We start from the raw sequence: 25675 nt of genomic DNA, 5'->3' as shown, positions 1-25675 counted from the left end.
GGTGCTTTTGTGGTTAAGACAGGCGGTCAGGGCATGATCCGTGCGGCACGCGCAGCCTTCAGCCAAGCTGGGAATTCGGATAGAATGCGGTCGTAAAGCTGATCGTCGCTGATGCGCGAGAGATCATCGACGCTGAAGAAGCCCGCATTGTCGACAACCCGGCCGTCGATGGTATCGAGCTTTCGCAAAACCCCGTAGTTCGCGTTGCCGACGCCCACGAACTGCCAGAAAATCGGGCGGTTCGAGATCCGCTGGAGTATCGCGATGATCTCTTTCGAGGTCGAACCGTCGATTCCGCCGTCGGTCAGGAAAATGATCACCAGCGGCTTGGTGCGGTGGCTCGGCTCGGCGTCCAGAATGGCATTCATAACCACTGGCTCATTATTGCCGTAGCCGATGGAGTCCCCGCCTTCCTTGACCGCGCCGCCGAAGAAGCCCTTCTTGCCGGTCTCGCGGGCGCCGATTTTCGCGCCGGGAGAAGGAAGTGTACGTGCGACGAAGCCTTCGAGGTTTTTTGCGGTCAGATCCTCGACCTGCTTGCAACGCGAGGCATAAAACCAGGTCGACATGGTGCCATCATCGTCTAGCCGCAGGGCTACTGGCGCGATGCGTTCCACCGTCTCCTGGACAGTGCCATTGCTGTAGAGTTTGGCCATGGAGCCGCTGCCATCGATGACGAACAGGACTTCGGCCTTCTCATGCTCGATCCCCAGCTTCTTGAGCGAGACGCCGACTTGCTGCTTGCGCAGATCGACCTTGCTCAGCGAGACAGGCGCGGATGGCGCGGCGGACGGAATGGGCGCCGGCGCAGGGGTGCTCGGTGCGGGGGATGAAGCAGATCCGTCATCGACCTCTCCGCCGAAGTGTGTGACCAAGGCCGCAAGACCACCGGCAAAGCCCTGCACGACAGCGCCGAGGCGCCAGGCACCATTATGGCGGTAGAGATCCAGCAGCATAACTGCTTTTTCGTCGCCGAGATGCGGCTTGGCGTCGACGGTCACAGCGTTGTTGATGGTCGCCTTCAACACGGTGGCTCGTTGCAGCGGGAGCGTGTCATGGGTCGCGGTGATCGTGATGCGGTCGATATGCCCCGGGACCTTCTCAGGATAGATCGAGAAGAGCGTCCCGCTGTCCAACCGGGACATAGTGATGGATTTGTCCGGGCTAGCGTTGTTGCTGAAGAGGACCGTATAGCGGTCGTCGGCAATCTTTTTCGCCGCGTCGAGTCCGAAGGCGGCAATGTCGATGTCGGCCGGATCATGGGCAACGATCACGTTGATGACATTGCTGTCAGTGAAATCCGCGATGGCACGCTTTTCGCCGGGGTTCATCAGGTTCAAGGCTCGATATCCTATGGACAAAAAAGACAGTTGAACCGCCGAAGGCAAGCCCCGGCGGTTCGAGAGGTAGCGGCTAGATGACCGGCCGCTTCATGGATATCAGCCGAGGTTAACGCCCATACCGCCGGCCAGGCCCGCCAGGCCCGATTCCCAGCCTTCGCCGATCGCCTTCACCTTGATCTCGCCCTGGGCGCTGCGATACAGCTCGACGAAGATCATGGCGGCGTTGGTGCTGCTGTCTTCCGACAGGTCGAAACGCGCGAGCTCCTTGCCATCGGCATCGTTGATGACGCGTGCGTAGGCGTTCGAGACCGAACCGAAATTCTGCTTGCGCTCGGCGCCTTCGTGGATGGTGACCGCGATCACGACCTTCTTCACGTCGGCCGGCAGTTTGGCGAAATCGATCTTGATGGTTTCGTCGTCGCCTTCGCCGTCACCGGTGCGGTTGTCGCCGCCATAGACGACCGAGCCGTCGGGCGAGGTTTTGTTGTTGTAGAACACGAAGTGCGCGTCCGAGATGACCTTGTCGGTTTCCCCGATGATGAAAGCCGAGGCGTCGAGGTCGAAGGCCTGGCCATCGGTCTTGCGCACGTCCCAGCCGAGGCCGACCGTGACGGAGGTGAGCCCCGGAGCCTCCTTGGAGAGCGAAACGTTGCCGCCTTTGACGAGAGAAACAGCCATTGAACACTCCTACTGGTGCTGTGTTTTTGAAAGGTGTGAAGTCAGGCCGGGGGCGCGGCTGCGCCCCCGGAACAGATCAGCCAACGTTGACGCCGTAATTGGTGGCAAGCGGACCCAGGCCGCCCTTGAAGCCCTGGCCGACGGCGCGGAATTTCCAGTCGGTGCCGTGACGATAGACTTCGCCGAGGATCATCGCGGTTTCGACCGAGGCGTCTTCCGACAGGTCGTAGCGGACAACTTCGTTGTTCGACTGCTGGTTGACCAGGCGGATGAACGCGTTCGAGACCTGGCCGAAGCTCTGCCCCTTGGCCTCGCCTTCGTGGATGGTGACGACGATCGCGACCTTGTCGACGTCGGCCGGCAGCTTCGACAGCGTGACCTTGATCTGCTCGTCGTCACCTTCGCCGGCACCGGTGCGGTTGTCGCCCTGATGCTCAACGCCGGCCACGACCTTGTTGTTGTAGAAGACGAAGTCGCTGTCGCTGCGGACCTTGCCGCTGGCGGCCAGCAGGAAGGCCGAGGCGTCGAGGTCGAAGTCCGAGCCGTCGGTGGCGCGCGCGTCCCAGCCCAGGCCGATCATGATTTCGTCGAGAGTTGGATCTTCCTTCGACAGGCTGACATTGCCACCCTTGGAAAGCGAAATTGCCATGTTTCAAACGTCCTTTCATTTTGGCGTTGGTGGTTCCGCGCGGCGCCCGCCCAGCAGCACGCGAGAGATGATCAAGCTACTTGCGCTTGAATTCGATTGCCCCCTTGCTGATGTCCCAGGTGCCATCCGCATGAAGGCGGGGCGCCCGTTCAGCAGCAACAAAGGCGCGGCCGCTCTTCCCATATGTCTCGACATGCTGGATCACGATCTCGCGATCGATATCGAGATGGGTGATGGCGACCCAGTAGGAGGTCCGGTTCGGATTGAGCAGTGGCACGGTGACCTCGCTGCCATCCTGGCCGTAGAAGATGAGCTTGGGACGATAGCTCTCGAAAGAGCCGGCGCCGTTGCTGACGGCGCTGTAAGCACCAAACAGGGCGTAGCGAAGCTCGTCCGGGCGATGCAGGACTATTTCTTCTTCACCAGCTACCTGAGAATCTCCCGACAGGCTGATGTAGGGCAGCGCGTGAGAGCGCCCCATGTCCTTCCAATACACCTTGCCGCAGGTCCCGTCCTTGAGGACGTAGAAGCAATAGAGGTCGAGGTCGCCCTCTCCCTTTCCACGTCCTTCCCATTTGAGCTTGGCGCGAATGCTGCCCGTGGCTTTCGACAGACTCACACGCTCATTTTTGGCGAGCGTGACCTTCTTGAGGGAGACAGCGCTCACTGGTGTTGACGGGGCGGAGACTGGCGTTGGCGCTTGTTCATTGGCGCCTTCGACGTCGACGCCGAAATTGATAGCAAGCGGGGCCAAACCGCCGTTGAAGCCCTGACCGACGGCCCGCACCTTGAGGGTGCCGTTGCGCTTATAGACTTCACAGATGATGAGAGCCTGCTCGGACATGCCGGCTAGTGGGATCTCGAAGCTGTTCGATCCCATCTGCATTTTGAGAGCACCAACGTCGGCGAGGCGGCGCGACTGATCGTGGCTTGTGTCCAGTGCCACGCAGAAAGCGATGGTCTCGATGGTCGCAGGCAGTGTGGCTGGGTTGATCTCGAAAACCGCTGCGCGCTGTTCCTGATAGATCGTGAGGTTTGCACCCGGGACGCTGCGCTGGCCATAGAAAACCATGCCAGCATCACCTTCGACCTTGCGCTCGCCGGTCAAAAGATAGGCTGAGACGTCCACCTCGGCTTTGCCGGGCGTGGCGTGCCAGCTGATTTCCACGATATTGCTATCGATCTCGGCGTTTGCGCCTTTTTGAAGCTGCATGGCTCTTGCGTTTGTCTGATGGTGATATGAAGGGGCGCCGTCGGGCGCCCCGTTGCTCGATCAGGCCGTCTGCGGACCAGGATTGCCGGTCGGCGAAGCAGCCGGGCTGGTCGGTTCGACCGTGTCGGCGCCTGCCGTATGCGCACCGACGATGACCTGGCCGGTGGGCAGGATCGCTTCGGCTTCACCACCCTCTTCATATTCATGTGGAAAGCGCTTGCGGTGGCGGACCGATGCCCAGAGCGAGAGCGCTAGAATGGCCGCGCCCAGCAGGCCGGTGACGACTTCCGGGGTTTCGATCCGGATGCTCAGAAGCATGATCATGCCCAAGGCGATGATCGCATAGAAGGCACCAGGCTCGAGGAAGCGGAATTCCGCCAGGTGGCCACCCTTCACCAGCGCGATGGTCATCGAGCGGACGAAGAAGGCGCCGATGCCGAGGCCCAGAGCAATCAGGATGATGTTGTTGGTGATGGCAAAGGCGCCGATCACGCCGTCGAAGGAGAAGGAAGCGTCCAGAACCTCAAGGTAGAGGAACGCGCCTGCGCCTGAACGAACGACCGCACCGGTCGCATCTTCTTCGCCGCCGACCAGGTCCCCGAACCATTGCACGAGGAAGTAGACCACAACACCGGCGAGGCCGGCAATCAGGAAGGTCTGCTGTTCATGACCGTGGACGAGGAAGGACAGGCCAGCAACGATCGCGACGGTCGCGATGTAGGGAGAATAAGGGATCTTGGCGAAAGCCGACAGCGGGCCTTCGATGAAGCCGAGCCAGTGATGCTCGCGCTCGTCGTCGAAGAAGAAGCTGAGGCCGACCAGCATCAGGAACGCGCCGCCAAAGCCAGAAATGCCGACATGGGCACCGGTGACGATCTGCTCGTAGAGTTCATGGTCGGTGACCGCGATGCGCGCGGCTTCCCACGGCCAGACGAAGGCCGAGAAGGAGACGATCAGGATCGGGAAAATGATGCGCATGCCGAAGACGGCGATGAGCATGCCCCAGGTGAGAAAGCGGCGGCGCCAAACCTCGTCCATGTCCTTGAGGACGGTCGCGTTGACAACCGCATTGTCGAGGCTGAGCGAGGTTTCCATAACGCCGAGCACCAGCGCAAGGAAAGCCATGGAAAGGGCGCCGCTGAGCAACCCGGACTCACTGTAACCGACCAAACCGGCTGCAATGAGGGCAAAGACGGTGAACGCCAATGACCCTGTGAAATTCTTCATTTATACCCCCCTGTGGGCTGGCTGGAACAGGTCAATCCTGCCGCAAAAATGTGAAACGATGAGGTGGCCGGCTCAATCCTTCGAGCCGGCTGTCCAGCGCAGGCGGATGCCGATGTCGTCGGCGAACTGCTTCTGGTCGCGATAATATTTCATATGGCGCTTCATCTGCAGGTTCCCCCCCACGTTATCGATGAGGGCGATACCGCAGAGACGGCGGTTATCATCCCCTTCATTCATCTGAACCTCGATCTCGGGCTGCCCTGGGATGTTCATCCGGACGATACCGTCGGTCTGGCGCCAGTTGGGGACGCCGTCGTAGATCAGAGCGAACACCCCGATGCGCTTGATCTGGTCGAAGAAGCGTCCGTTGACCCGGATCGTCTCGCCGGTTGCGACCGAGCCGGTGCGGTCATCGCCGGAGAGCTCAATCCAGGGCGCATAGTCAAACGAGCCGAAGCTCTCGCCGAGAGCCTGGATGCAACCCTTGAAGCCATCATGCATCTCGAACATGACGCCGAGGTCAAGGTCGACCTTCTTGGACCCGCCGCCGAAGAAGCCGCGCTTCGCTTCGCCCTGGTTCCAGTTCAGGTTAAGGATGATCTCGCCGAACGTCGAACCGGTCTTTTTGAGGCTGACCGACGGATTGGATTTCTCCAATGTGATCTTCTTCAACGAGACAGGCGCTGCCGGAGGCGGCGGAGGCGGAGGTGGAGGTGGAGGCGGCGCTGCGGGACGCGGGGGCGGCGGAGGCGCGGCCGGCGTCGGCGTGGGGGCAGGCGAAGGGGTTTCAGCGATTTCCCCGCCGAAATGCTCGATGAGAGCGGCCAGCCCTGCTGCAAAGCCGGCCGCCATCGTGCCAACCTTCCAGCCGGAGCTGTGGCGATAAAGCTCGATCAGCATCACGGCCTTTTCGGACGAGAGATGCTCTGCGACGTTGAACATCGCCTTGGAACCGTCAATCGTGACAGTGAGCGGCCTAGATTCAGCGACCGGGCGTGTATCATGGGTCGCGGTAAATACGATCCGATCCATGGCCGCTGGCAGTTGGTCGAGGTCGATGTTGAAGACGGCACTGTCGGATGTCGGAATGAGCGTGACTGCTCCCTCCGGCGTACGCGTGTTGGAGAAGAGAACGACATAGCGGTCGTCCCCAATCTTTTTTTCCTTGTTGAGGCCGAAGGCTGCGATATCGACACCTTCGAGGCCAAAATCCACCTTGATCGTCAGACGATTGCCGACGCCAAGATCAGACAGGCCGCGCTTTTCCCCCCGCTGCAGCTGCATGCGTTACTCCAGAATGAAGGCGGGGAGCTTTTTTCTCCCCGCCAAAAGGCATTAGATGTGGCGAGCGGCTTCCGCCGTCAGGTCATGAGCCGTGCGGCCGGTTGCCCGGGCGCCGATGGCCTTGAACGTCCAATCGCCACCATTGCGCGTGACGCTCGCAAGAACCAGGCCGGTGTGCGGGCCGGAGTCGGAGATGTCGAAGCGCGCCAGTTCCGTGCCGTTCGAGTTCACGACGCGGCCATAGGCGTTCTGGATCTTATCGAAGGTCTGGCCCCGGAAGGAGTTCACGGTCAGCACCAGCGTTTCGACCAGATCTGGCAGCCGGGTCAGATCGATGGCGATCGATTCATCGTCACCGTCGCCCTCGCCGGTGAGGTTGTCGCCGCTGTGTCGGACCGAACCGTCTTTGCTGTTGAGCTGGCCGAAATAGACGATGTCGAGCGGCTTGCCGCTGCCGTCGAAGAGAATGCAGGAAGCGTCAAGATCGATGCTTTCCGGCTGGCCGCCACCGAACAGCTTGCCCATGAAACCGCTGCCGCTGGTGGCAACATCCCAGCCGACGCCCAAAGTAATACCTGTCAGGGTACTGCCGGCTTGCTTCTGAAGGCTGACGCTCGAGTTCTTCCGCAGGGTTACCGTCATCGTTATACTTTCCTCGTGCTAATTTTTGTAGAAATCGCCAATCTTTGCCGCGCAAGGCGACTGCCCTCCGTCCGAAGGGCCGCAGGATTGCCAGAACAGCTTAAAAATTCACGAATTCCCCCTTGCAATGCATCTTAATCTTTAAATGAACATGGGGAAGCCCCTATGAAAATTTCGATGGTCTCGCTCTCTCAGTCGAATGCATGGTGCAATCCGGAAAATTTCCGGGATGAAAATGCCGGTTAGCTGGTTCTTGGCTGGAAGTGATTACCGCCATAGGCAGAGCAGACTTCATCGGGAGGGCAAATGAAAAAGCTACACTCAACTGCTATTTTGCTGGTGTGCATGGGCGGGCTTCCCGCGTGCGGATCCTCGTCAGACGAGCGAGAGGCCGTGCGTGCAGCGAATGAGACAGTGCTCGCGGAAGCTGCGGCTGATGAGGCGCTGAATCATGCAGACGCCGCGCTTGGCAAAATGGACAAGCCGGGAGCCGTTGCCCCCAGAGAGCCAACTACGCTGTCACGTAAGGATCAAGTCCGTGCCTGCAAAGCTGGGATCGCTATTCTGATGGGGAAAAGCCCGTCCATTATGAAGGCTTCTGCGGACGGAGATATTGTACACAATCAGTATAAGCGTCCGGATGACGGGAAGCTGTGGAAGCAGGACTGTCGGATTGTAGGGAATAGGATTCACTGGCGCGGCGTGGACTCCTTTGCTGGATCAGGCACTGGAAGGTGGCGTGATGGTCCAGAGGACGAAATCCTCACATTCTCGTTTGAGGGCAACAAGGTGCGAGTGATCGAGGCATATTCAGATGGTTCAAAGACTGAAGAAGTTTACACCATCAAGAGTTAGGCCATACGTAGCACTGCAGGTCCGGTTTAGACAGGCTTGAATTGCTTTGCTAAGGCGGTGAATATCATGATCGGCTGCATAGATGATGCGGCCGATCATCCATTCGACGGGTGGCGGATATCGGCTCACTTGACCCAGTCATAGGTTGCGCCTGAACATGGCTCAGCAATCGAGCAGATAGGGATCGTGACCACAACCTCGCTCGCCGGGCGCCGCCGCCGGCCGGAGCCGGATGGCGAGAGCAACGGCAACTCCAGTGTGAAGCCGTAGCCCCTGCAAGATACAATGCAACCGAGTGAAGCTTCGGCCCAGGCAGATCAGCTTCGGTCCCGCCACTTTCCAGATCGCCGAACAGTTCCTCAATGACCAGTTTTGGGCGCAATACGGTGGTGATGATAAAGGTGGCGAATGTCTGCTTCCTTGGATGAACGTCCGAAAGTTGACTGTCGCGAATGTCCCAACGCCGGTCAAAAAGCCGCGCGCCGATTGGCCTCAGGCGCTCCCGATATGCCAACCCGATCGCCTCAAAACGTCCTAACCGATGATAAGCTGGGGAACTGCCGATAACGGGTTTCGGTTGTCGTGGTCAGGAGATGACCATGAAAGTCGATTTCGGTGCATTTGATGGCGTCATGGCGGGCAAGGTGCCGCCGGCATTTCTTGAGAGTCATGTTGTAAGCGAGACTGACCGGCTGACCGACGTCATCCTCTGCCCGCCGCTTCATTTGACGCCCGTGCCCTGCTGCGCCGTCACCCGTGAGGCCCTGGCTGCCGGCTTTAAGACCGATGCCGCTGAGGCTCTGCGGCAGCATAACATGCTTGTAGAGGCGCTAGAGCGGCATCGCGTGCGCTGTCATAGCCTCGCCCCACTTCGCGATCTGCCGGACATGTGCTTCACCCGCGACATCGGTGTCGCGACGCCATGGGGCATGACCGCCCTCAATCCAGCCATGCCGCACCGCCGAGGCGAAGTCGATGCGCTGCTGGAAACCTGTGCTGAGTGGAATATACCTGTGCGGCAGATCACGCGTGGCACGATCGAAGGCGGGGACGTCTGCGTTGTGCGAGAGGGTCTCCTCATAGTGGGTATGTCGGGCGAACGCAGTTGCGCCGCGGGGGCGGAAGAGTTCGCGGCGCCGTTTCGGGCTGCGGGTTGGGATGTGCTGCTATGCCCCTTTCATGCCGACCATCTGCACCTCGACACTATTTTCTGCATGGTAGAAAAGGACGAGGCGATCGGCTGCCTGGAGCTGCTGGACCCGACGTTCGTCGAGGCTCTATATGAGCGCGGTATCAAAATCATCCCCATGCCCACGGCGCTCTCGTCCTCGCTCGGCTGTAACATCCTTTCGCTAGGCGGGCGCCGAATCCTCACAAGCGCCACCGATACGGTTGTCACGACCGCGCTGCGCAAGGCGGGCTACGCTGTGGACGAGATCGACATTTCTCAGTTCGCTGCGTGCGGGGGAGGCATACACTGCCTCACTCAGCCGCTGCGCCGCATCCCAGCCTGATGCCTGTTCATTTACAAAAGAGGAGTAACGATGAGCCAGACAATCGAAGCGCGCTTCGCCACCCGCGCCGAAGCTGAAAACGCGGTTGAACTGCTGGTGCAGACTCACGGAATCGAGCGCAGCGACATTTTTGTCGCCGCTGATGGACCCGAAAACAGTGTCGGGGAGGAGATTAGTGGCGGAGACGCAGCCGCACCGCTGGAAGAGGAACGAGACGATGCTGCTTTGCATTCGCCCGTCCTCGTTTCGATTGACGTGAACGACGAAGCGCAGCTGGAGCTGATCAAACAGATTCTGGTAGAGGCAGGAGCTGATTAGGAAGCCCTTCTTCCCAAAACCGGAATGCAGGAACGCTTGATGAACGACATTGGCGGCGAGCCCTATGCCTATTTCCATGGGAGCAAGGCTCTGCTCGGCGAGCTTTTTCGGCCAAGGCTCCAGCCCAATGGCCGCGCCGTACTGGTCATCCACGAAGCGGACGGAATTGGTGGCAATGTCCGGCGCCATTGCCGCAAACTGGCCAATCTCGGATATACTGCTCTCGCAGCCGACATGCACGGAAATGGCGAGCCGTTAGAAGGCGAGGCGATGCGCGATGCGCTGGATGCGTTTCGCAGCAATCCTGATCTTGTGCGCGGACGAGTGAGGGCGGGTTTTGACGCGCTTCTGTCCGCGACCGGGGTCAATCCTGCCGCCAGTGCCGCGATCGGCTTTTGCTTCGGCGGATTTGCCGCTCTGGAATTGGCGCGGTCTGGTGCCGAGATAGCAGCGGTCGCCAGCTTCCACGGCCTGCTGACCACGGCTCGACCGGCGCAAGCTGGTGAGGTGAAGGCGCGCATAGCGGTGTTTACCGGCGCGCGAGATCCGCTCGTACCTCACGAAGATGTTGCGGCGTTCCAGAGGGAGATGATGCAGGCACAGGCGCATTGGCAGATCACGACCTATGGCGACGCCTGGCATAGCTTCACCAACGAGGATGTCGATCGGCTGGGCGACGCGCGCATGGCCTATGACGCTACCGCACATGGGCTGTCCTGGCGCGCGCTGATCGATTTTCTCGACCTCAACCTTGCCTCTCAGAGTGTCGTTTAGGTTCCAGAAGCGCCCCCTTCCATAATTGGCCCCTGCCATGCAATTCCCAGGCGCTGTCGTCCACCGCCGTGCATATCGAATGCCGGGCAAACCCATGATATGAATGCTATTCGCCGCAGCTTCCATCGTCTCGCCTCATTACGACCATCTCGACGGCGCGCCTGAAATGCCGGCAGACCCGCTCCTCGCTCATCCCGAAACGCCGGGCGATCTGCGAGACGCTCATTTTCTGACTGACCACCAGGGCGAGAATGCCGCGTGTGAGGGCATCCATCCGCGCCACCGCCTCGTTGATACCCGGATCCCTCTCGCCCGCCGCTTTACGGGGCGGCTGGCCCTCTTCGAGCGCCGCCGTTGCCAAGTAGCGTTCGATACGCGCGGCGCAGATGTCATCAGCGACGCGGTCACGCATCCGCGTCACGAACCTCGCGAGACAGCTGCTTACATTATGATGTTGGGCCATGGGGGAAGACTCCTTTCAGGATGGCAGCCAGCCAATCTGGCGACCTCCACCCACCACCTCCCCCCTTCCCTTCTGAGGACCTGAGGGATGGCGACCACGGCTGTTCAGGGTCGCCATGTTCCACATGATGCCCCTTCCCGCGCCCCATTTGTTCTTATTAAAGCATCCGTTCTTGCGGCAGCGATCGCAGCTCGAAGGGCCGGGATCGGCGCAGCCGAGGCCGGCCGGTGCGGCGGCACGCCGCTCCGGCAAGAGCGCGGTGTTCGCGCAGCGAGCAGCCGCCCTCCCCCCTTTCTTCTCTTCCAGCCTGCCTGCGCAAAAACGTCACAAAGCGCGCTCTTTGGGGTTGCGTTCACCCTTCATTCCGGCAAATTGGTCGCGCTTCCCGTGAAAGCCGGGAAGCGGGGCGTCGAAACTCCTTGGAAACCAGCTCGGTCACAGTTTCACTGGGGCCGGGTGGCATGCGCGCATGTCCAGCCGGCAACGGTAAAGGCGCATGCGCCTGCGGTTTCCACAGGTTTCGAACATCCGGCTCACGGCCGTCGCCCCGAGATGGACATAGGTGCGACAGATGAGCCATGGCAGAAGCGAGGATCGCGTACGCGGTCCCGTCAGACACACGGATTCCGAAGCCGAACCCTTTCGCTTTCCGGAATTCTACAACAGGGAGAAGCCTCGCCTCATGCGCTTCTTCACGCGCCAGCTCGGTAACCAGGCCGACGCAGATGAACTGGCCCAGGAGGCTTTTACACGCTTCGTGCGCGCAGCGCCCGCCCAGGCGCTGGAAAGCCCTCAAGCCTATCTGACGCGCATCGCAACCAATTTGCTACGCGATTTCATCGCGCGCGGCTCGACGCTTCTATCGCGCCGCTCGACATTGCTCGATGACGATCTCGACCTCATTGCCGCCAGCGATACGCATCGCGAGACGCAGGCACGTCAGGACCTCACCCGCTGGAAGCTGATCCTCGACCAGCTCAAGCCCGACACGCTCGACATCTTCCTGCGGAACCGCGTCGAAGGGCAGACCTATGTCGAGATCGCCAAGGAGCTGGATGTGCCGCTCTGGGTGGTTCAAAAGCATATGCTAAGGGCCATCAAGCATGTGGTTGCCCACCGCGAGGCCAATGATGACTGACACTGGCGCTGCCCGAGCGGCGCGCGACAATCAGGAGGCGATGGAGTGGGCAATGCTCATCCTCGCTGATCACCATGCCGTTCCCGATCCCACCGCCCTCGACAGGCTGGGGGAGCATCAGGCTGACTTTTCAGCCTGGGTGGCGGCAGATCCGTCCCGCGAGGCCCGCTATCTCGACGCCGTTCGCGAAATGCTTGAGGCAGGCGGCGCCGCTGCAGAGCTCCGCATGCGTTCACGCCGGCTGCATGCGCCCAAGAACAAGCGAAGCTTCCGACCGTTTGTGCCCCTTGCCGCATCGCTCGCGCTCGTGCTCGTCGTGGGAAGTATCTGGTGGCGATCGCAAGATGACGCGCCAAGGTTGATCGCGCAAAGCGAAGCCCGCACGCCGATCGAGACCCGGGTGGGAGAAAAGCGTACCGAGCGGCTAAGCGACGGCACATCGGTGCTTCTCGACACCGACACGCTTCTTCTCGTGGAGATTACCGCCACAAATCGCAATGTGGCAATCAAGCGCGGACGGGCGCGGTTCAGCGTCACGCGGGACGCTCAAAGACCATTCGTCGTCAGTGCCGCAGGCACGACCGTGGCGAGCCAGGGCGGCAGTTTCGATATAACTTTGAGAAATGGTGTCCGCGTCAATCCCATCGACACCCCCGTCATGGTAGCCTTTACGCATTCGATCCCGGCCGATCAGGCGACGCCGCTTCAGCTCCAGCCCGGGCAGCTGCTCAAGCTGAAGACTAGACTCGCCACCGAGATTTCTGTCATCCCTGTGCCTCTATCCGAACAACAATGGGTGAGCGGTGTGAAGAGCTTCGACAATGTTCCCATCAGCGAGATCATCGCCGAAGCCAACAGCTATAGCGAGACCAAGATTGAACTGGCGACGCCGGCGCTCGGCAATCGCGAGATATTCGCCGATATCGACATTCGCGACATCGAGCGTGTCGCGCAGGGGCTGGCCAGCTTTCTTGATGCCACCATCGACCGATCGAAACCCAATAAGCTGATTTTGACCGAGAAGAAATAATTCGGCCAATCGGCTTTAGAAAAACAGATTCCCGTCTTCCCTATTGAACCTCAAAAAAGAGGCAGCATGAAATAGGGGCACATAATGGGAATCGTAAAGATTGCGCTGATGACCAGCGCTGCACTTTGCATGGGCGCTATTTGCAGTCAGGCACATGCGCAGGACGCGCAAAAGACTTACAACCTGCCTGAACAGGATCTTGCCACAGCCTTGCGAAGCGTCGCGCGCGGCAGCGATTACCAGCTCGTCGCCGACCCCAAGAGCCTCAAGGGCGCGCGCGCCCCATCGCTAGCCGGCGCCTACACGGTCGAAGAAGCCGTGGCCGCCCTCCTCGCGCCGTCGGGCCTCACTGCCGAGATCAGGGATCGTACGATAACCCTGCGGGGGCGAGAGGCACCGTCGCGCGAGGAGGTAACCGGCGCGACGGATGTGCTGTTTTCAGTTACAGGCACACGCATCAGGGGAGCGAAGCCGACAGCCCCTGTCCTTTCATCCTCGCGCGAGAAGATCGCTGAGCTTGGATATAGCGATCTGGGTTCTTTCGCGCGCAGCATCCCGCAGAATTTTTCCGGCGGTCAGAACCCGGGTGTCATCTCCAGTGTCCAGACCGGTTCGGAAAATGTGAACTCGTCTTCCGCGCTCAATCTGCGCGGCCTTGGCCCTGACACGACCCTGACGCTCTTGAACGGTCACCGGCTCGCCTATGACGCTGCCAGCCAGGGCGTGGATATCTCCGCAATCCCACTTGCAGCCATCGATAGGATCGAAGTTGTCGCTGATGGCTCCTCGGCACTTTACGGCTCAGATGCCGTAGGGGGTGTCGCCAACATCATCCTGCGGCGGGAATATGACGGACTGCTCACCAGCGTTCGCCTCGGGGCCGCGACAGAGGGCGGCAACTTCCAGCAGCAATATAGTGCAGTGTCGGGCGCCCATTGGTCGGGCGGCGGGATGATGTTGGCCGGCGATTTCAGCCAGGCTTCCGATATCACAGCCGCGCAGCGTGATCTGACAGCCAATATGGAACCCGGAACGACGCTGTTGCCATCGCAGCGCCAGATCAGTGCGATCCTGGCCGGGCATCAACGCCTGGGGGACGGGGCAGAGTTTGAAATAGACGCTCATTATAATAATCACCGGTCACGCGCTGCGCTGCCCTTCAGCGCCACCGCGCCAGTCACGACCGGTGGAAATCTGACACGCTCGGCTGTCGAGAGCTATTCCGTCAGCCCCTCGGTCACCTTTCATCTACCAGCCGACTGGGATGTGACAGCGAGAGCTACACGAGCCGTCAGCGATACACAGATTGATGGTTCCATCTTTTCAGGAGGAGTGCGTTTTGCCGAGAACCTCATTCGCTATAAAAATGATCTATGGTCGGCTGAAATCAGCGGCGACGGTCCGCTCTTCGCCTTTCCGGGCGGCGATGTCCGCCTCGCGCTTGGTGCTGGTCTTCGATCCAATGGCCTCGCGGCTTCGGTCCGCAGCGTCCGCGCCGCTGGCACCTTCAATCTGGTAAACTATCTCGATTCCCAAACGGCGATCTATGGTTTTGGGGAAGTCGTCGTGCCGCTGGTGTCAGATCGGAATGCTTTACTGCTCATCCAGAAACTCCAGCTGTCCGGGGCCCTACGCTATGAGCGCTATGACCATCTTGGCGGGCTAGCCACACCAAAAATCGGTATCCTGTACCAGCCAGTCGATGCGCTCATGTTCAAGGGCAGCTGGGGCAAGTCCTTCAAGGCGCCCACGCTCAGCCAGCGCAACACCGTGCAACAGGGCTATACCCTCGCTTCGAGCGAATTCACGCCTAGTCCCGCGACAGCCGGAGCCGTCCTTGTTCTCGCCGGCGGCAGCCGAAACCTCGCCCCCGAGCGGGCGACGACGTTGACCCTTACTGCCGAATTTGCGCCGAGAGCAGTCGAGGGGCTCAGCCTGCAGGCAAGCTATTTCCATGTCCGCTACAAGGGGCGGGTCGTCAGCCCGATCGCCGACGACTATCAATCTTTCCGCAGTGAATATGCAGACCTCGTCCTGCTCAATCCGAGCCTCACCGAGGTTTTGGCCGCCACCACCGACCTGCCGCTTGGCGTCAGCAATCAGACCGATGGCCCGTATGACCCGGCCGGCATTGTCGCAATCGTCCACAACCAGCTACAAAATGCTGCTCGGCAGAAAATCCAGGGCGTTGACGTCACGGCTTCCTACGCCTTCCGCAACGGCGCCAATGCGTTCAGTGTCGAGACGAACGCCAGCTATCTCAAGAGCGACCAACGCTTGTCAGCGAGCCAGCCCAGCATCGAGAGGGCTGGCACAATTTTCAACCCACCGCATTGGCGCGCGCGAACAAGCGCGGGCTGGCAACGGGGCAATATCGGGCTGACAGCGAGCTATAACTATATCGGCGGCACGACCGACGGAAGAACAACGCAGGTCTACAAGGTCGACAGTTTCCAATCGGTCGACCTCAGCGCCAATATCAAGTTCGACGGACCCGGGCTTCTCGGGGGCTGGTCGTTCCTTCTGTCAGCGCAGAATTTGTTCAATGAAATGCCTTCGCTCATCCGAACCTCTGGGGCGAACAGCCCGCCATATGACGCGACCAACTATTCAAGCGTCGGCCGCTTCGTCAGCCTAACGATTTCCAAGGCCTGGTAATGCTCCCGCTCCTTGCCCTAGCGCTGGCAGCAGCGGCGAGCAGTCCGACCCCTGCGTCGGATTGCAAGGCCGCGCTACAAATCAAAAGCCCAGGTCCAAGCCATTCACTTTCGGCCGGCGATCTCATTGAAACCCTGAACATGGGATCCATCCCCGATCTTGATGTAGATCCCATGTTTTCAGTCTCTCCCGATGGACAGGCCATTGCCGTCAGCGTTGCGAGAGCCAACATCGCCAGCAATGATTTTTGTTCGGGCATTTATGTCATCGCGCTGGGGAGCAGTCCGCGCCTTATCGACAGCGGCGCTGGCGCAGCCTTCTGGCGTTTTGACGATTATTACGGGATGACGGGGTTCCCGAGCGGCTTTCCCAAGGTCATCACACCCCGCTGGTCGCCCGATGGTAAACATCTTGCCTATCTCAAATATGTCGATGGCCGCCTCCAACTCTGGAGTTGGGACGGAAGTAGGAGCAAAATGACGGCGACATTCGACGATGATATCGTCGATTTCCGGTTCGACGGCGGTGGGTTATCGGTCATCGCGAAAGTACGGGACGACGCAAGCGCCAGCGATGCGCTCGATCAAGAGAGCTTGTCAGGATATCATTTTGATGAACGCTGGTTTCCTTACGGAAGAAACCGGCCGTTTCCGCGGGGGCCGGCCCATTACAGTTTTGTATCAATCAACATCTTAACTGGTGAACATCGCCTGGCCGCGCCCACACAGGCGCTGATCTTCTCAGCGTCCGACGCTCCATCCCGAGCACATCGAAAAGCGGCGACGCTGGCAGTCGACGTCGATGGCGTCAGCCGCCTCGCCCTTACAGATGGGACAGCGCAAATAATCTGCGCCGACAGTCGCTGCACGGATGTCGAGGGACAACCATGGATGGCCGGCGACGCTATCCGTTATGTCCGGCGTGAAGGCTGGGGCCGAAGCCTGACGGGAATTTATGAATGGCAACCGGCTCGCAAATCCGTTCGCAAAATCATGCAGACATCGAACCTGCTTATGAATTGTGGCGCTCTTGGCACGGACATTATCTGTGCCCGGGAGCAATCGGTAGCACCGAGATATCTCGATCGGATTGATCCCGAAAGCGGTCGGTCGCAGGTGATTTTCAATCCCAATCCCGAATTCGGCTCTCTCGCTCTCGGGCATGCGGAGCGGCTGCAATGGAAAAATGATCGCGATCTCGAATGCTATGGCGACCTCGTTTATCCACCAGATTACCGGGTCGGGCAGCGCTATCCTTTGATAGTCGTCCAATATCAAAGCCGAGGGTTTCTGCGCGGCGGTACGGGAGACGAATATCCTATCCAGTTGCTTGCGAAGGCCGGATATCTGGTTCTCTCGATCCAGCGGCCACCCGCGCCACTGCGCGATCAAAAGATCGACCCACATGAACGAGAGCGGCGCCAGCTCGACGGCTTCATGGAACGGCGCAGCATCCTGTCAGCCATCGAGACGAAGGTTCAGCAGCTCATTAGCGCCGGCCTCGTCGATCCAGCACGCATCGGCATCACAGGCCTGAGTGATGGCGTATCGACCGTGCAATTCGCTGCTCTTCACAGCACGCTTTTCAAAGCGGCTGCGATCAGCAGTTGCTGCTGGGAAGGGTCGCAAACCTGGCTCCTTGGGCCTGCTATTCAGGCGGAATATGAAAAGCTGGGCTGGCCCGCCTCCCCTTCCGACAATCCGTCCCTTTGGGAGGGCCTATCCTGGGCGCGAAATGCAAATCGCATTCCCTTCCCGGTCCTGGCCCAGATGTCGGACGATGAATATCTTTCAGGCCTCGAAGCCCTCACAGCCCTTCGCCGCGCCGGCAAGCCCGTGGATCTTTATGTCTTCCCGGATGAGCATCATGTGAAACGACAACCTGCTCATAGGGTTGCGATCTATCGACGGGCTATCGACTGGTTCAATTTCTGGTTGCTCGACAAGTTGCCTGTTGGGGGAAGCCAAGCAGCCCAAGAGGCTGAGCGGTGGCAACAGATGCGAAGAAGCTGGAATCAGAGAGAGGCAAAACCGGGTGGATGACCCTGACCATTCGGGATTGCTTGCCAGCGCGTAATCCACGCCTCCATGTCGAGAAGCGCCATGAGGCGGACATAGTGACGATCAATGGCCGGCCCATGGACAAGCGCCTCGTCCAAGGCTGACCGACTGACAAGCCGGTGACGAACAAGTTCACCATCCATCAGCCGCTCGCGTATCTCGTCGAGGCGCTGGTTGACCAGGTCTACCGCGAAGCTGCTCGGACTTCCTTTGCGCCGACGGTCGCGGATGAGTGGCGGGAGAAGGTCGGCGTAGGCCCGACGCGCTATGGCCCGATTTCTCCCGCCCTCTATCATCTTCCAGGTCGGGATGGCCAAAGCCAACTCGACAATCGGTTGCGACATGAGCGGATCGATCATGGGCAAACCGAAGCCACGCAGATAGCCTTCGACATGGTTTTGAACGCGCAGGAGGAGCGCGATATGGCCCAGTTTTCCGGGCCGTGTGAGTGGTGCCTTCTCTAGCCAATCGTGCTGCGGCGGGTCTGCTTGCAACGCCTCAGCGGCGTCCGCCTCCATCAAATCAATGTCGAGATGCCATCGATAGGGCCGACGCATAGTGCGAGCGGCTTTGACGATCTGGCGACATACCTCCCATCGAGGGACCTGGGTCACCCTCCCGATATCGGCTATCGACTGAGCGGTTTCACGGTGGAAACCTCTGGCTTTCCACGCGTCGAAAAATGGCCGAACAGAACTACTATTGTAAAAGACGTTATCGCCGCCATTTCCGGTAAAGACGGCGTCTGCGCCAGCCTCGCCAACCGCGCGTAACAAGGCCGAATGATAGGCGAGTTCGTGAACGAATCCGATCGGCTTTGGGAATTGTTCTGCCACTGATCTGGACATATCCACATCCGCCAGATCATAAGTGGCCTCTATAAGGTTCATACCCGATGCCTGCGCCATTACGCGGGCATAGTCCCGCTCATCGCCATCACGGCTCAGGGTCGAAATCGTCACGCTGCTCGCACGCCTGCCTACTCTGGAAAGCGCCGCCGCGACGATCGAGGAATCGAGCCCTCCTGATAATGTGAGGATGGGAGCCAGCGAGGTAGATGCCCAGGACGCAACGCAATGATCAACTGTGCGGCGCAGGCGCTCGGCAACCTCCTCGCTATCCCAGAAAAGCGGCTCGGAAACAAAATCCCAAGGGTTCCAGAACTGCCACGCCCGAGCTTCTCGCTCGACCAGTTCCACCGCAGTACCAGGAAGCAATTCCGTAACGCCATCGAGTGCCGTCCTGGCCTGTGGCAGGTCCTTGGCGCCCAGATAGCGTGGAATTTCCGCCCAACTCACCGACGGTCGAACCAGACCTGCTTCGACGAGAAGCATGATGTCTGACGAGATTGCCCATCCTCTTGGAAGCATCGTGAAATAACTTGGCAGCGCGCCGCCGGGGGAACGCGCGACCAGCATCCTATTCTCAGGCGTGAGCAAGGCAACATAGCCGCCCCAATAGCGCTCAGCTAAAGTCGCGACTGGATCACCATGGAGCATATCATCGGGAAAGATCCTGTCGCTCGGCAATATGCGCGCGGCAGGACCATGGCGCGGAAACACCGGGCCGATCACCGCGCCTCGGTCGGCCGGGAGCGTGAGCAATTGCGCGGCACAGCCGGTCAAAAGCGCGCAGCTTTTTCCGGGTAGAACGCTTTGGAACCCGGAGGCCGCTAGGAATTCGGAGGAGAGCCTCTCAAGCGGCGCACCGCTATAATCAATGATTGCGAGGTAGCGTTCCAGCATCTCAGATCGCCAGGATCGGCTCAAACGCCGAAATATTCTCGAGGCGGTCGTTTAAGACCGTATCACCTGCCTGAACCCAGCAATGGGCGGAAAAGGGCGATGCGCTGACGCCCAGGATCAGTTTGGCTGGCAACCGCGCCGACAAAGCCATGTCCATGAAGGCGATCGAATTGGTCAGACAGTGGGTATTGCGGGGACGCAGCGGCGCGGAGGCCGCAAAGGCGCCCACAATTGGTCCCCACTCGCGCAAATCAGGACAATTCCAACCGACGACACCGAGTCCTCGCGACCGATCGGCAATCCCAGATACGATCCTGTCAAAGCGGCGTAACCGCAGGTCCAGCATCGCCCTGAACTGGGCAAGAATGAACAACAAGCTCCTGCCGCTCAGGCGATGGCCGAACTCAGCCAAGACCTCCCGGCGAGCCGGCGGGATCACAGCCTGCTGACTAAATGGTTCACATTCATCTGCCATGACGAGAATCTGACCACGCAGCAAGGGCTCGATCCCGGGACCGTCCTCCTTGTCTTCAAGATATCTCCTGAAAGCTGCATCCCATTCCGGCCGCAGGCCGAAATAGCGATCAGCCGCGACGTCCAGGAAGATCGTTCTTCCGCCAGTGACGCAGAAGGCCAGGCCATTCCTCAGCTTGTACCGCATGGGTCCGCCCCTCTTTCGAAGACGCGATTACGGCGCGCGCCCTTCAAAAGGACGCGCGCCTCATCGATCAGTCGTCAGCGATGCCCATCTGGTTCAGCTGACCACCGGTGAGGTCGAGGACGCCACGGATGGCGCCCTGGGTTTCGACGGAAGCGGCACCCAGATCGACGATATCTTCGTCATGTTCGATATTGGACATGTTCATCTCCATCATTGCGCCGCAGGAATTTGCGGCAACGCTGATGGTATGAAAGAAAAGCCATATATCCGATCATATATGCTCTCATTTTGAGAGCATATATGATCGCCGTCATAATCGAATGAAATATGGCAACGCCTTGGCAGGCAGCGAAGCGAGGCTTTCAAGGCTTTTCAGGATTTACCTCATTCGTGTCGCCGCTGAAGAAATTTGATCAGCTCGTAACAAACGTCGACGGTGATATTGCCACATAGCGATCCGTGTTGCGTTTCTGTTTCCCGAACGGGTTACATTCCATAGCGTCGCGAGTTCCTCGCCTTGCCTACCGATAGGGCCTTCGTGCAGTCGGAGAATAGCGAGCCGCTCGCCCGCCTGTACGATCGCATCTAAATGTTCGGGGTTAGGGGAGCAGGATGCCAGCAGCGAAAAAAACTCCGCGGTCGCATAAGCCAAAGCCAGGCCGTGCGCTGATCTGTTGACGACGAAAGCAGGTGGCGAACCCATTTCCTCCAGTCGAACCATCACCTTCACGATCGTCCGGACAAGGTCGGCATGGTAGCTGTAGAGATGGTAAACGTTACGCTTGGTGATTTCCGGCAAAGCAAACCCACCGCCGCCCTGCGTTTCAACGAGACGCTCGCCCACCAGCCGATTGAGTGCATCTCGCACAGGAGACGTACTCGTCCCAAATTCGTCGGCGAGCGACTGGACGGTCAGCGGCAAGCCGGGCGTGAATTTGCCGGCCATGATCAGCTTCTTTATCTCGCGGTGAATGCGATCGGCGGTGAAGGCGTCGGGCGACATAAGTCCGCTCTACCTTGCCGAGCCGGCGCCGCCCGGCCCCTTGTGTCCATTACCGGCCTGAAGGAATGTCTTGAGGCTGAGATTTGAGATGAATTCGACCAGCAGCGTTTCCAGCTTCTGCATGTCGTCGAGAAAGAAATGGCGAGGAAAGTGCATGTTATGCTCCAGAAACAGCATTGGAATGATAAGGTGCGCTGAGGAGAGCCCAAGGGCATGAGCGCAAGCGATATGATCATCGACACGGGACTTCGGGTTGCCCGCCTCGATTTCACGAAGCCACCGCACGCCGATCCCGACATCGGCAGCAAGTTGCTTTTGCGTAATGCGATGGCGTTTGCGCCGTTCTTCTATGCGGCGACCTGAGATCGTCTTGACCTCGGCCAGTATCGACGCCCCCTCTTCAAAGGCGCCGCCTTGAGATGAGATCATCAGGGCCTCCCTGATCGCGTCTCAAAGCTCCCATGCACATTCCGACTCGATCAGGGTCGTGTGAAATGTGCCGTGGGTCAAATTTTTTGACTCCCATTTTGAGAGTGAGCGAGATTTACCTATCCTGCGTGATTCAGCAGGAAAATCAGGCGCGCGGCCTCAACTTCAGGTGCAACAGATATTATGACGGAACGACGCCAGGAGACCCAACCAAAATGAGGTCAATATTCACGCGTGCAGGAAGTTTAATGGGCGTACGCGTGGTGAGTGCGGCGCGCGTTTCAGGCGGCGACCTCAGCAACGTGTTGCGTCTCAGCCTTGCGGACGGACGATCGATAATCGCCAAGCGCGGACCGCTGGTGGAAGAGGAAGCCATCATGCTTGCCGCTATTCATGCAACGCAGGCCCCGGTCCCGTCGGTATTGGCAGTCGAGAAGGGACTGATGCTCCTTGAGGATTTGCCTGGCTCGGGCCAGATCGCGCGCTCCTGGGCGCAGCTGGCCGAAGTCCTCGATCATCTTCACCGACCCACTCGGCAGCAATCGGGCTGGGACAGGGATCATGGTTTCGGGCCGGTCGCCATCCCCAACGGCAGAACTGATAATTGGGTCGAATTCTGGGCGGAGAGGCGCCTGTGCTGCCATCTTCCCCATATCGAGCCACATCTGGCGGATAGGGTCAGTCGGCTCGCCGACCGCCTGGCCGACCATATCCCAACTGGGCCTCAGGTTGCGCTGCTCCATGGAGATCTCTGGGGCGGGAATATCCTTATAGAGAAAGATCGGGTCTCGGGGCTGATCGATCCGGCTTGCTATTTTGGTGACCGCGAGGTCGACCTCGCGATGCTCAGCCTGTTCGATCAACCCCCGGCAGCTTTTTACGATGCCTGCGGCCTTGAACAGGGATGGCAAGAGCGACAGCCCGTCTATCGGCTCTGGCCGCTCCTGGTCCATGTTCGCCTCTTTGGTGGGGCCTATCATCAACAGGCCAGCGCCTGCCTGGATATGCTCGGCCTTTAGAAAATCGCGCTTTATTCGGGCTTACCCGCCAGGATTATCCGCGCAGAACGGAGATAATGGGCAAGTTCGGCATCGTTCGCCATGAGCCGATCGGCGAGATCCTTCATGTCGGCGGCATCGGAATCAGGGCGGAACGGACCGTCAGGCTGCTGTTCAATCACAGCGATGCTCAGGCACAGTGCTTTCTTTACCAGGTGAAGATCGCGGTCGGTGATCTGTGCCATTGCCAGTTCCCCCAAAAGGTCCGCGCTGCGCTATGCGCCGGAACGATCGGTGATGCCACCGACTGTCGATGAACAACATCCCGGCTCAACCGGGCGTCTCAGGGCTCGGTGGCGCGAACGCCGTCCCGATGCGGCGATAGGCTCGCTCAATTTCGCTGTCTTCACTTGCGGACATGAGCGCGATGGCGGTCATGAAAAGCCGGGCGGCCGTGACGGAGGGCCCGCCACCCGGTGCAATCTCGATGTGGTCGAGCATCTTTGCCGCTGCTTGGGCGAGACAGGGCGAAGCACCGACAAAATGTTCGATCCGTCCGGCCAGGCGGTTCACTACCGGGGCGCAAAGCTCATCGGACAGTTCCGGACCTTCTAGCGCCTCGAGGAGCAGCGTGGCGACGGTCAGCGTGGTTCCATAAGGAATGAACCGCCTGGCAATGCGTGCCAACCGGGAATGGCATTCGAGAAACGTGTCGGTCCCCTCCTCCGATAGATGCAGCCGGTAGGTCCGAGACTTGGGTGTCACCATCGATAGCCTTTCTGATTCGCAAAATCCGCTTGTCTCCTGACGACCGAATTCGATTTTGAAGCTGTCCATGCGCATAAAAGCGGCACTGAAATGCCGATTTCGGCACCTCAGTGCCGCTTACGGCATCTCAGTGCCCTCCCCATTGCCGAGTGTGCAGCATTGGATGCATCGCTTGTCCCACCCGATCAGAGGTCGAGACGCCGCTCGAAGAGAACGCAACGACTCAGCCCAGACCGGACCGCAAGGCCAGAGCGCGAATGCGCCCGGCAATAGGGAGACCTATCCAATGTCAGCGTCACGCCTGGCTATCATGGCCGGATTGCTCACACTCGTCCTCGCTCCGGGTTCTGCGTCCGCAGCCCGGAAGATACGCCCCATTGGGCCGCCGCTGGCTCCACAAAAACTGGCGATTGCCCAAATCGGCGCCGATTTCTTCATCGGCGAGCCTCGCACTGCGTTGCCTGCAGAGGAAACCATGGATCTGGGAAGCACGGTGAGGATCGATCAGCGCCTCCTCTTGAGGAAAACACGTCCGGACGCAGGAAGCGATCAATGACCCGGCATCTCGACAGACCGAGCCTGATTGCAGCGGTTCTGATGCTCGGCATCGCAGCACCAGCGCTCAGTCAGGGGCCAGTCGACCCGGACCTTTCCCAAGTCGCAAAATCTGCAGAGGCCCAGCTGCGCCAAAGCTTCGCCAATCTTCAGTTCGAGGATTTTGCGCCATCTCCCATCCATGGCCCGCTTTTCCAGGCCAGCGCCGGCGGCCGCATCCTCTATTACGCGCCGGAAAGCGATCATCTCCTGTTCGCGACCATCTACGACAAGAATGGCGTCAACCTCACGGCCCTGTCCCAGGATGCCGCGGCTCGAGCCAAACTCAAGACCCTTGATCAAAGCCAGGCGCTCCTGATCGGACCGCCCGGCGCCCCAATGGTGATCGAGTTTACCGACCCCGACTGCCCCTATTGCCGCGCGCTCGATCGCTTCTGGGCTACCAAGGCGGCCGAAGGCAAACCGGTGCGCCGCCAGATCTACTTCGTGTCCGGCATCCATCCAGAGGCAGCCTCGAAGGCCGAGCATATTCTCTGCGCGAAGGACCGCGAGGCAGCGTTCCGCGCGACCTATGCCGGTGAGCCACCAAAGCCCCTCAACCGGTGCACAGATGGCGCCGCCCAGGTTCAGGCCCATCGCCAAGCGGTCAAATCCATGGGCATATCGGGCACGCCGACGCTTATTCTCGATGGGCAACTCATATCCGGCTTCCAACAGGCCGAGATTGAAGCCTGGCTCGCCAAGCAGCGGCCGTCAGCTAAGCCGCCGACCTGACCCTAATTCTGGCGGGCCTCAAGGCTGCATGGCAGCCCAAGGCCTCGAGATGCCGACGACGGCGCCCGATCTTCGAGGAGCCACCCAGCCTGTCGTCGGCCGACAGCGAACACCCAGTCGGTGCCGGCAGGCATGTCTTGGGGCGGCTCCTCTCGTTTCTGGAGACCTAAACAAATGATCAAGCTTGCACATCTGCCGCGCCTGCGCCGCCCGTCTTTTTCGTCGGCCGATGCCGTGGGAACATTCGTCGCTGCCCTCGCCCTCGCATCGGCCGCCCACGCTTTCCAGGCACCGACCGCGGGCGACCTTGGCTACGACATTTACGATATCGTGGTGAACCAGGGCGTGAAGGGACCGCTGGGCTTTGTGGGCGGTGTCGCCGCCTTCCTGTTCGGCGTCTCGCGTCTCTTCTCGAATATCATGATCGGCATTCCCACGATCGTGGCCGCCGTCTGCCTCATCCGCGCGGACTCCATCCTCCAGACCTTCGGCATGATCGTCTGAAGAACCGGCCAAAAGACCAGCGCGGGGCTTCATCGGCCCCGCGCCGGGCGGAGAGCGAACCGCGCTCTTCGTAACCCTCACATCTGTTCAGATGTGGGTGAAGCAAGGGAGAAGGACGTGGACGAGAGACTTCCACAATTTCTGCACAAGCCGGTCCAGATCCTCTGGTTCGACGCGCAGGAGTTCATCCTCGTGGTCTCCACCATCTTCGTCGCCGTCATCGTCGGCGGGCTGGTGGGCTGGTCGCTCCTCGGCGTCCTTCTCCTTTTCATTCCCTGGAAGCGGACGAAGCCCCGCGGTTTCGTGCCCCATCTGGCCTGGCGCTGGGGGTTGCTCCGCCTCCCCCATTATCCCGGGCCAACCCAGACCCGCTTTTGCGAGTGAGGCATATC

At 59.8% G+C, this 25675-nt stretch carries 27 protein-coding genes and 1 pseudogene; 12 read left to right on the top strand and 16 right to left on the bottom strand.

What is annotated here, in order from left to right; genetic code table 11:
* Positions 1–26 precede the first annotated feature (26 nt).
* The 7 genes from B2V90_RS00785 to B2V90_RS00755 all read right to left on the bottom strand — a co-directional run bounded on the left by B2V90_RS00785 (position 27) and on the right by B2V90_RS00755 (position 7036).
* A complete protein-coding gene (locus B2V90_RS00785) occupies positions 27–1331 on the bottom strand; it encodes a VWA domain-containing protein (protein ID WP_017500767.1) in 1305 nt (434 codons plus the stop codon).
* Between the two features lie 108 nt (positions 1332–1439).
* A complete protein-coding gene (locus tag B2V90_RS00780; RefSeq protein WP_017500766.1) occupies positions 1440–2021 on the bottom strand; it encodes a TerD family protein in 582 nt (193 codons plus the stop codon).
* Positions 2022–2097: 76 nt separating this feature from the next.
* Entirely contained in the window at positions 2098–2670 is a 573-nt protein-coding gene (locus B2V90_RS00775; protein ID WP_017500765.1) for a TerD family protein, read from the bottom strand.
* Positions 2671–2746: 76 nt separating this feature from the next.
* Complete coding sequence (locus B2V90_RS00770; protein ID WP_017500764.1) at positions 2747–3883, bottom strand: TerD family protein; 1137 nt, start codon at positions 3881–3883, stop codon at positions 2747–2749.
* Positions 3884–3943: 60 nt separating this feature from the next.
* Positions 3944–5110 carry a DUF475 domain-containing protein gene (locus tag B2V90_RS00765; RefSeq protein ID WP_081261042.1) on the bottom strand — a complete coding sequence of 389 codons (1167 nt, stop codon included), beginning with the start codon at positions 5108–5110 and terminating at the stop codon, positions 3944–3946.
* Positions 5111–5182: 72 nt separating this feature from the next.
* Positions 5183–6394, bottom strand: a complete 1212-nt coding sequence (locus B2V90_RS00760) for a TerD family protein (protein ID WP_017500762.1) — start codon at positions 6392–6394, stop codon at positions 5183–5185.
* Between the two features lie 51 nt (positions 6395–6445).
* Entirely contained in the window at positions 6446–7036 is a 591-nt protein-coding gene (locus B2V90_RS00755) for a TerD family protein (RefSeq protein ID WP_026109100.1), read from the bottom strand.
* Between the two features lie 306 nt (positions 7037–7342).
* Between B2V90_RS00755 and B2V90_RS00750 the strand changes: the two genes are divergently transcribed.
* From B2V90_RS00750 to B2V90_RS00735, 4 genes are all read left to right on the top strand, one after another.
* Complete coding sequence (locus tag B2V90_RS00750; protein ID WP_017500760.1) at positions 7343–7891, top strand: hypothetical protein; 549 nt, start codon at positions 7343–7345, stop codon at positions 7889–7891.
* Positions 7892–8490: 599 nt separating this feature from the next.
* Positions 8491–9405, top strand: a complete 915-nt coding sequence (locus B2V90_RS00745) for a dimethylarginine dimethylaminohydrolase family protein (protein WP_157228481.1) — start codon at positions 8491–8493, stop codon at positions 9403–9405.
* A 30-nt stretch (positions 9406–9435) separates the two neighbouring features.
* Positions 9436–9723, top strand: a complete 288-nt coding sequence (locus B2V90_RS00740; RefSeq protein ID WP_017500758.1) for a hypothetical protein — start codon at positions 9436–9438, stop codon at positions 9721–9723.
* A 39-nt stretch (positions 9724–9762) separates the two neighbouring features.
* Positions 9763–10497, top strand: a complete 735-nt coding sequence (locus B2V90_RS00735) for a dienelactone hydrolase family protein (protein WP_157228480.1) — start codon at positions 9763–9765, stop codon at positions 10495–10497.
* 106 nt (positions 10498–10603) lie between these two features.
* On the opposite strand, the gene B2V90_RS00730 is transcribed toward B2V90_RS00735, so the two are convergent.
* Positions 10604–10909, bottom strand: a complete 306-nt coding sequence (locus tag B2V90_RS00730) for a sigma factor-like helix-turn-helix DNA-binding protein (protein ID WP_157228489.1) — start codon at positions 10907–10909, stop codon at positions 10604–10606.
* 622 nt (positions 10910–11531) lie between these two features.
* Here B2V90_RS00730 and B2V90_RS00725 point away from each other — a divergent pair.
* The 4 genes from B2V90_RS00725 to B2V90_RS00710 all read left to right on the top strand — a co-directional run bounded on the left by B2V90_RS00725 (position 11532) and on the right by B2V90_RS00710 (position 17828).
* The gene (locus B2V90_RS00725) at positions 11532–12098 is read left to right on the top strand and encodes an RNA polymerase sigma factor (protein WP_026109097.1); all 567 of its coding nucleotides are present in this window, start codon (positions 11532–11534) and stop codon (positions 12096–12098) included.
* Complete coding sequence (locus tag B2V90_RS00720) at positions 12088–13128, top strand: FecR family protein (protein ID WP_017500754.1); 1041 nt, start codon at positions 12088–12090, stop codon at positions 13126–13128. The genes B2V90_RS00725 and B2V90_RS00720 overlap by 11 nt, the downstream gene beginning before the upstream one ends.
* Positions 13129–13236: 108 nt before the next feature.
* Positions 13237–15786, top strand: coding sequence for a TonB-dependent receptor domain-containing protein (locus tag B2V90_RS00715; protein WP_293919432.1), 2550 nt, complete (start codon positions 13237–13239; stop codon positions 15784–15786).
* Positions 15786–17828 (top strand): Atxe2 family lasso peptide isopeptidase, encoded by a 2043-nt coding sequence (locus B2V90_RS00710; RefSeq protein WP_081600907.1) that lies wholly within the window; start codon positions 15786–15788, stop codon positions 17826–17828. Before B2V90_RS00715 ends, B2V90_RS00710 begins: the two co-directional genes overlap by 1 nt.
* On the opposite strand, the gene B2V90_RS00705 is transcribed toward B2V90_RS00710, so the two are convergent.
* From B2V90_RS00705 to B2V90_RS00680, 6 genes and pseudogenes are all read right to left on the bottom strand, one after another.
* On the bottom strand, positions 17801–19045 hold the full coding sequence (locus B2V90_RS00705) for an asparagine synthase C-terminal domain-containing protein (RefSeq protein WP_293919431.1): 1245 nt from the start codon (positions 19043–19045) through the stop codon (positions 17801–17803). The two genes, B2V90_RS00710 and B2V90_RS00705, sit on opposite strands and share 28 nt — an antisense overlap.
* Before the next feature lie 547 nt (positions 19046–19592).
* Positions 19593–20252, bottom strand: a complete 660-nt coding sequence (locus B2V90_RS00700) for a lasso peptide biosynthesis B2 protein (RefSeq protein WP_017500749.1) — start codon at positions 20250–20252, stop codon at positions 19593–19595.
* A 67-nt stretch (positions 20253–20319) separates the two neighbouring features.
* A complete protein-coding gene (locus tag B2V90_RS00695) occupies positions 20320–20451 on the bottom strand; it encodes a benenodin family lasso peptide (protein ID WP_232015888.1) in 132 nt (43 codons plus the stop codon).
* Positions 20452–20631: 180 nt separating this feature from the next.
* Complete coding sequence (locus B2V90_RS00690) at positions 20632–21255, bottom strand: GntR family transcriptional regulator (RefSeq protein ID WP_017500747.1); 624 nt, start codon at positions 21253–21255, stop codon at positions 20632–20634.
* A 9-nt stretch (positions 21256–21264) separates the two neighbouring features.
* Positions 21265–21411, bottom strand: a complete 147-nt coding sequence (locus B2V90_RS00685; RefSeq protein WP_293919439.1) for a hypothetical protein — start codon at positions 21409–21411, stop codon at positions 21265–21267.
* 99 nt (positions 21412–21510) lie between these two features.
* Positions 21511–21684 (bottom strand): annotated as a pseudogene (locus B2V90_RS00680) (transcriptional regulator); the annotation flags it as partial.
* 32 nt (positions 21685–21716) lie between these two features.
* Between B2V90_RS00680 and B2V90_RS00675 the strand changes: the two are divergent.
* A complete protein-coding gene (locus tag B2V90_RS00675) occupies positions 21717–22703 on the top strand; it encodes a fructosamine kinase family protein (RefSeq protein WP_349681201.1) in 987 nt (328 codons plus the stop codon).
* Between the two features lie 11 nt (positions 22704–22714).
* On the opposite strand, the gene B2V90_RS00670 is transcribed toward B2V90_RS00675, so the two are convergent.
* Both B2V90_RS00670 and B2V90_RS00665 read right to left on the bottom strand, forming a co-directional pair.
* On the bottom strand, positions 22715–22927 hold the full coding sequence (locus tag B2V90_RS00670) for a hypothetical protein (protein ID WP_081600906.1): 213 nt from the start codon (positions 22925–22927) through the stop codon (positions 22715–22717).
* Positions 22928–23012: 85 nt separating this feature from the next.
* Positions 23013–23525: a hypothetical protein gene (locus B2V90_RS00665; protein ID WP_017500742.1), complete on the bottom strand. Its 513-nt coding sequence runs from the start codon at positions 23523–23525 to the stop codon at positions 23013–23015.
* 477 nt (positions 23526–24002) lie between these two features.
* Here B2V90_RS00665 and B2V90_RS00660 point away from each other — a divergent pair, with 477 nt between their 5' ends.
* The 3 genes from B2V90_RS00660 to B2V90_RS00650 all read left to right on the top strand — a co-directional run bounded on the left by B2V90_RS00660 (position 24003) and on the right by B2V90_RS00650 (position 25667).
* Positions 24003–24779, top strand: a complete 777-nt coding sequence (locus tag B2V90_RS00660; protein WP_017500740.1) for a DsbC family protein — start codon at positions 24003–24005, stop codon at positions 24777–24779.
* Positions 24780–24953: 174 nt separating this feature from the next.
* The gene (locus B2V90_RS00655) at positions 24954–25283 is read left to right on the top strand and encodes a hypothetical protein (protein ID WP_017500739.1); all 330 of its coding nucleotides are present in this window, start codon (positions 24954–24956) and stop codon (positions 25281–25283) included.
* A gap of 117 nt (positions 25284–25400) precedes the next feature.
* Complete coding sequence (locus B2V90_RS00650; protein WP_026109091.1) at positions 25401–25667, top strand: type IV conjugative transfer system protein TraL; 267 nt, start codon at positions 25401–25403, stop codon at positions 25665–25667.
* Positions 25668–25675: the final 8 nt, after the last annotated feature.

The organism is Sphingobium sp. UBA5915 (assembly GCF_002431195.1).
Taxonomy (GTDB): Bacteria; Pseudomonadota; Alphaproteobacteria; order Sphingomonadales; family Sphingomonadaceae; genus Sphingobium; species Sphingobium soli.
The sequence above is the reverse complement of the archived record's forward strand: the minus strand, read 5'-3'. Positions and strand labels throughout refer to the sequence as shown.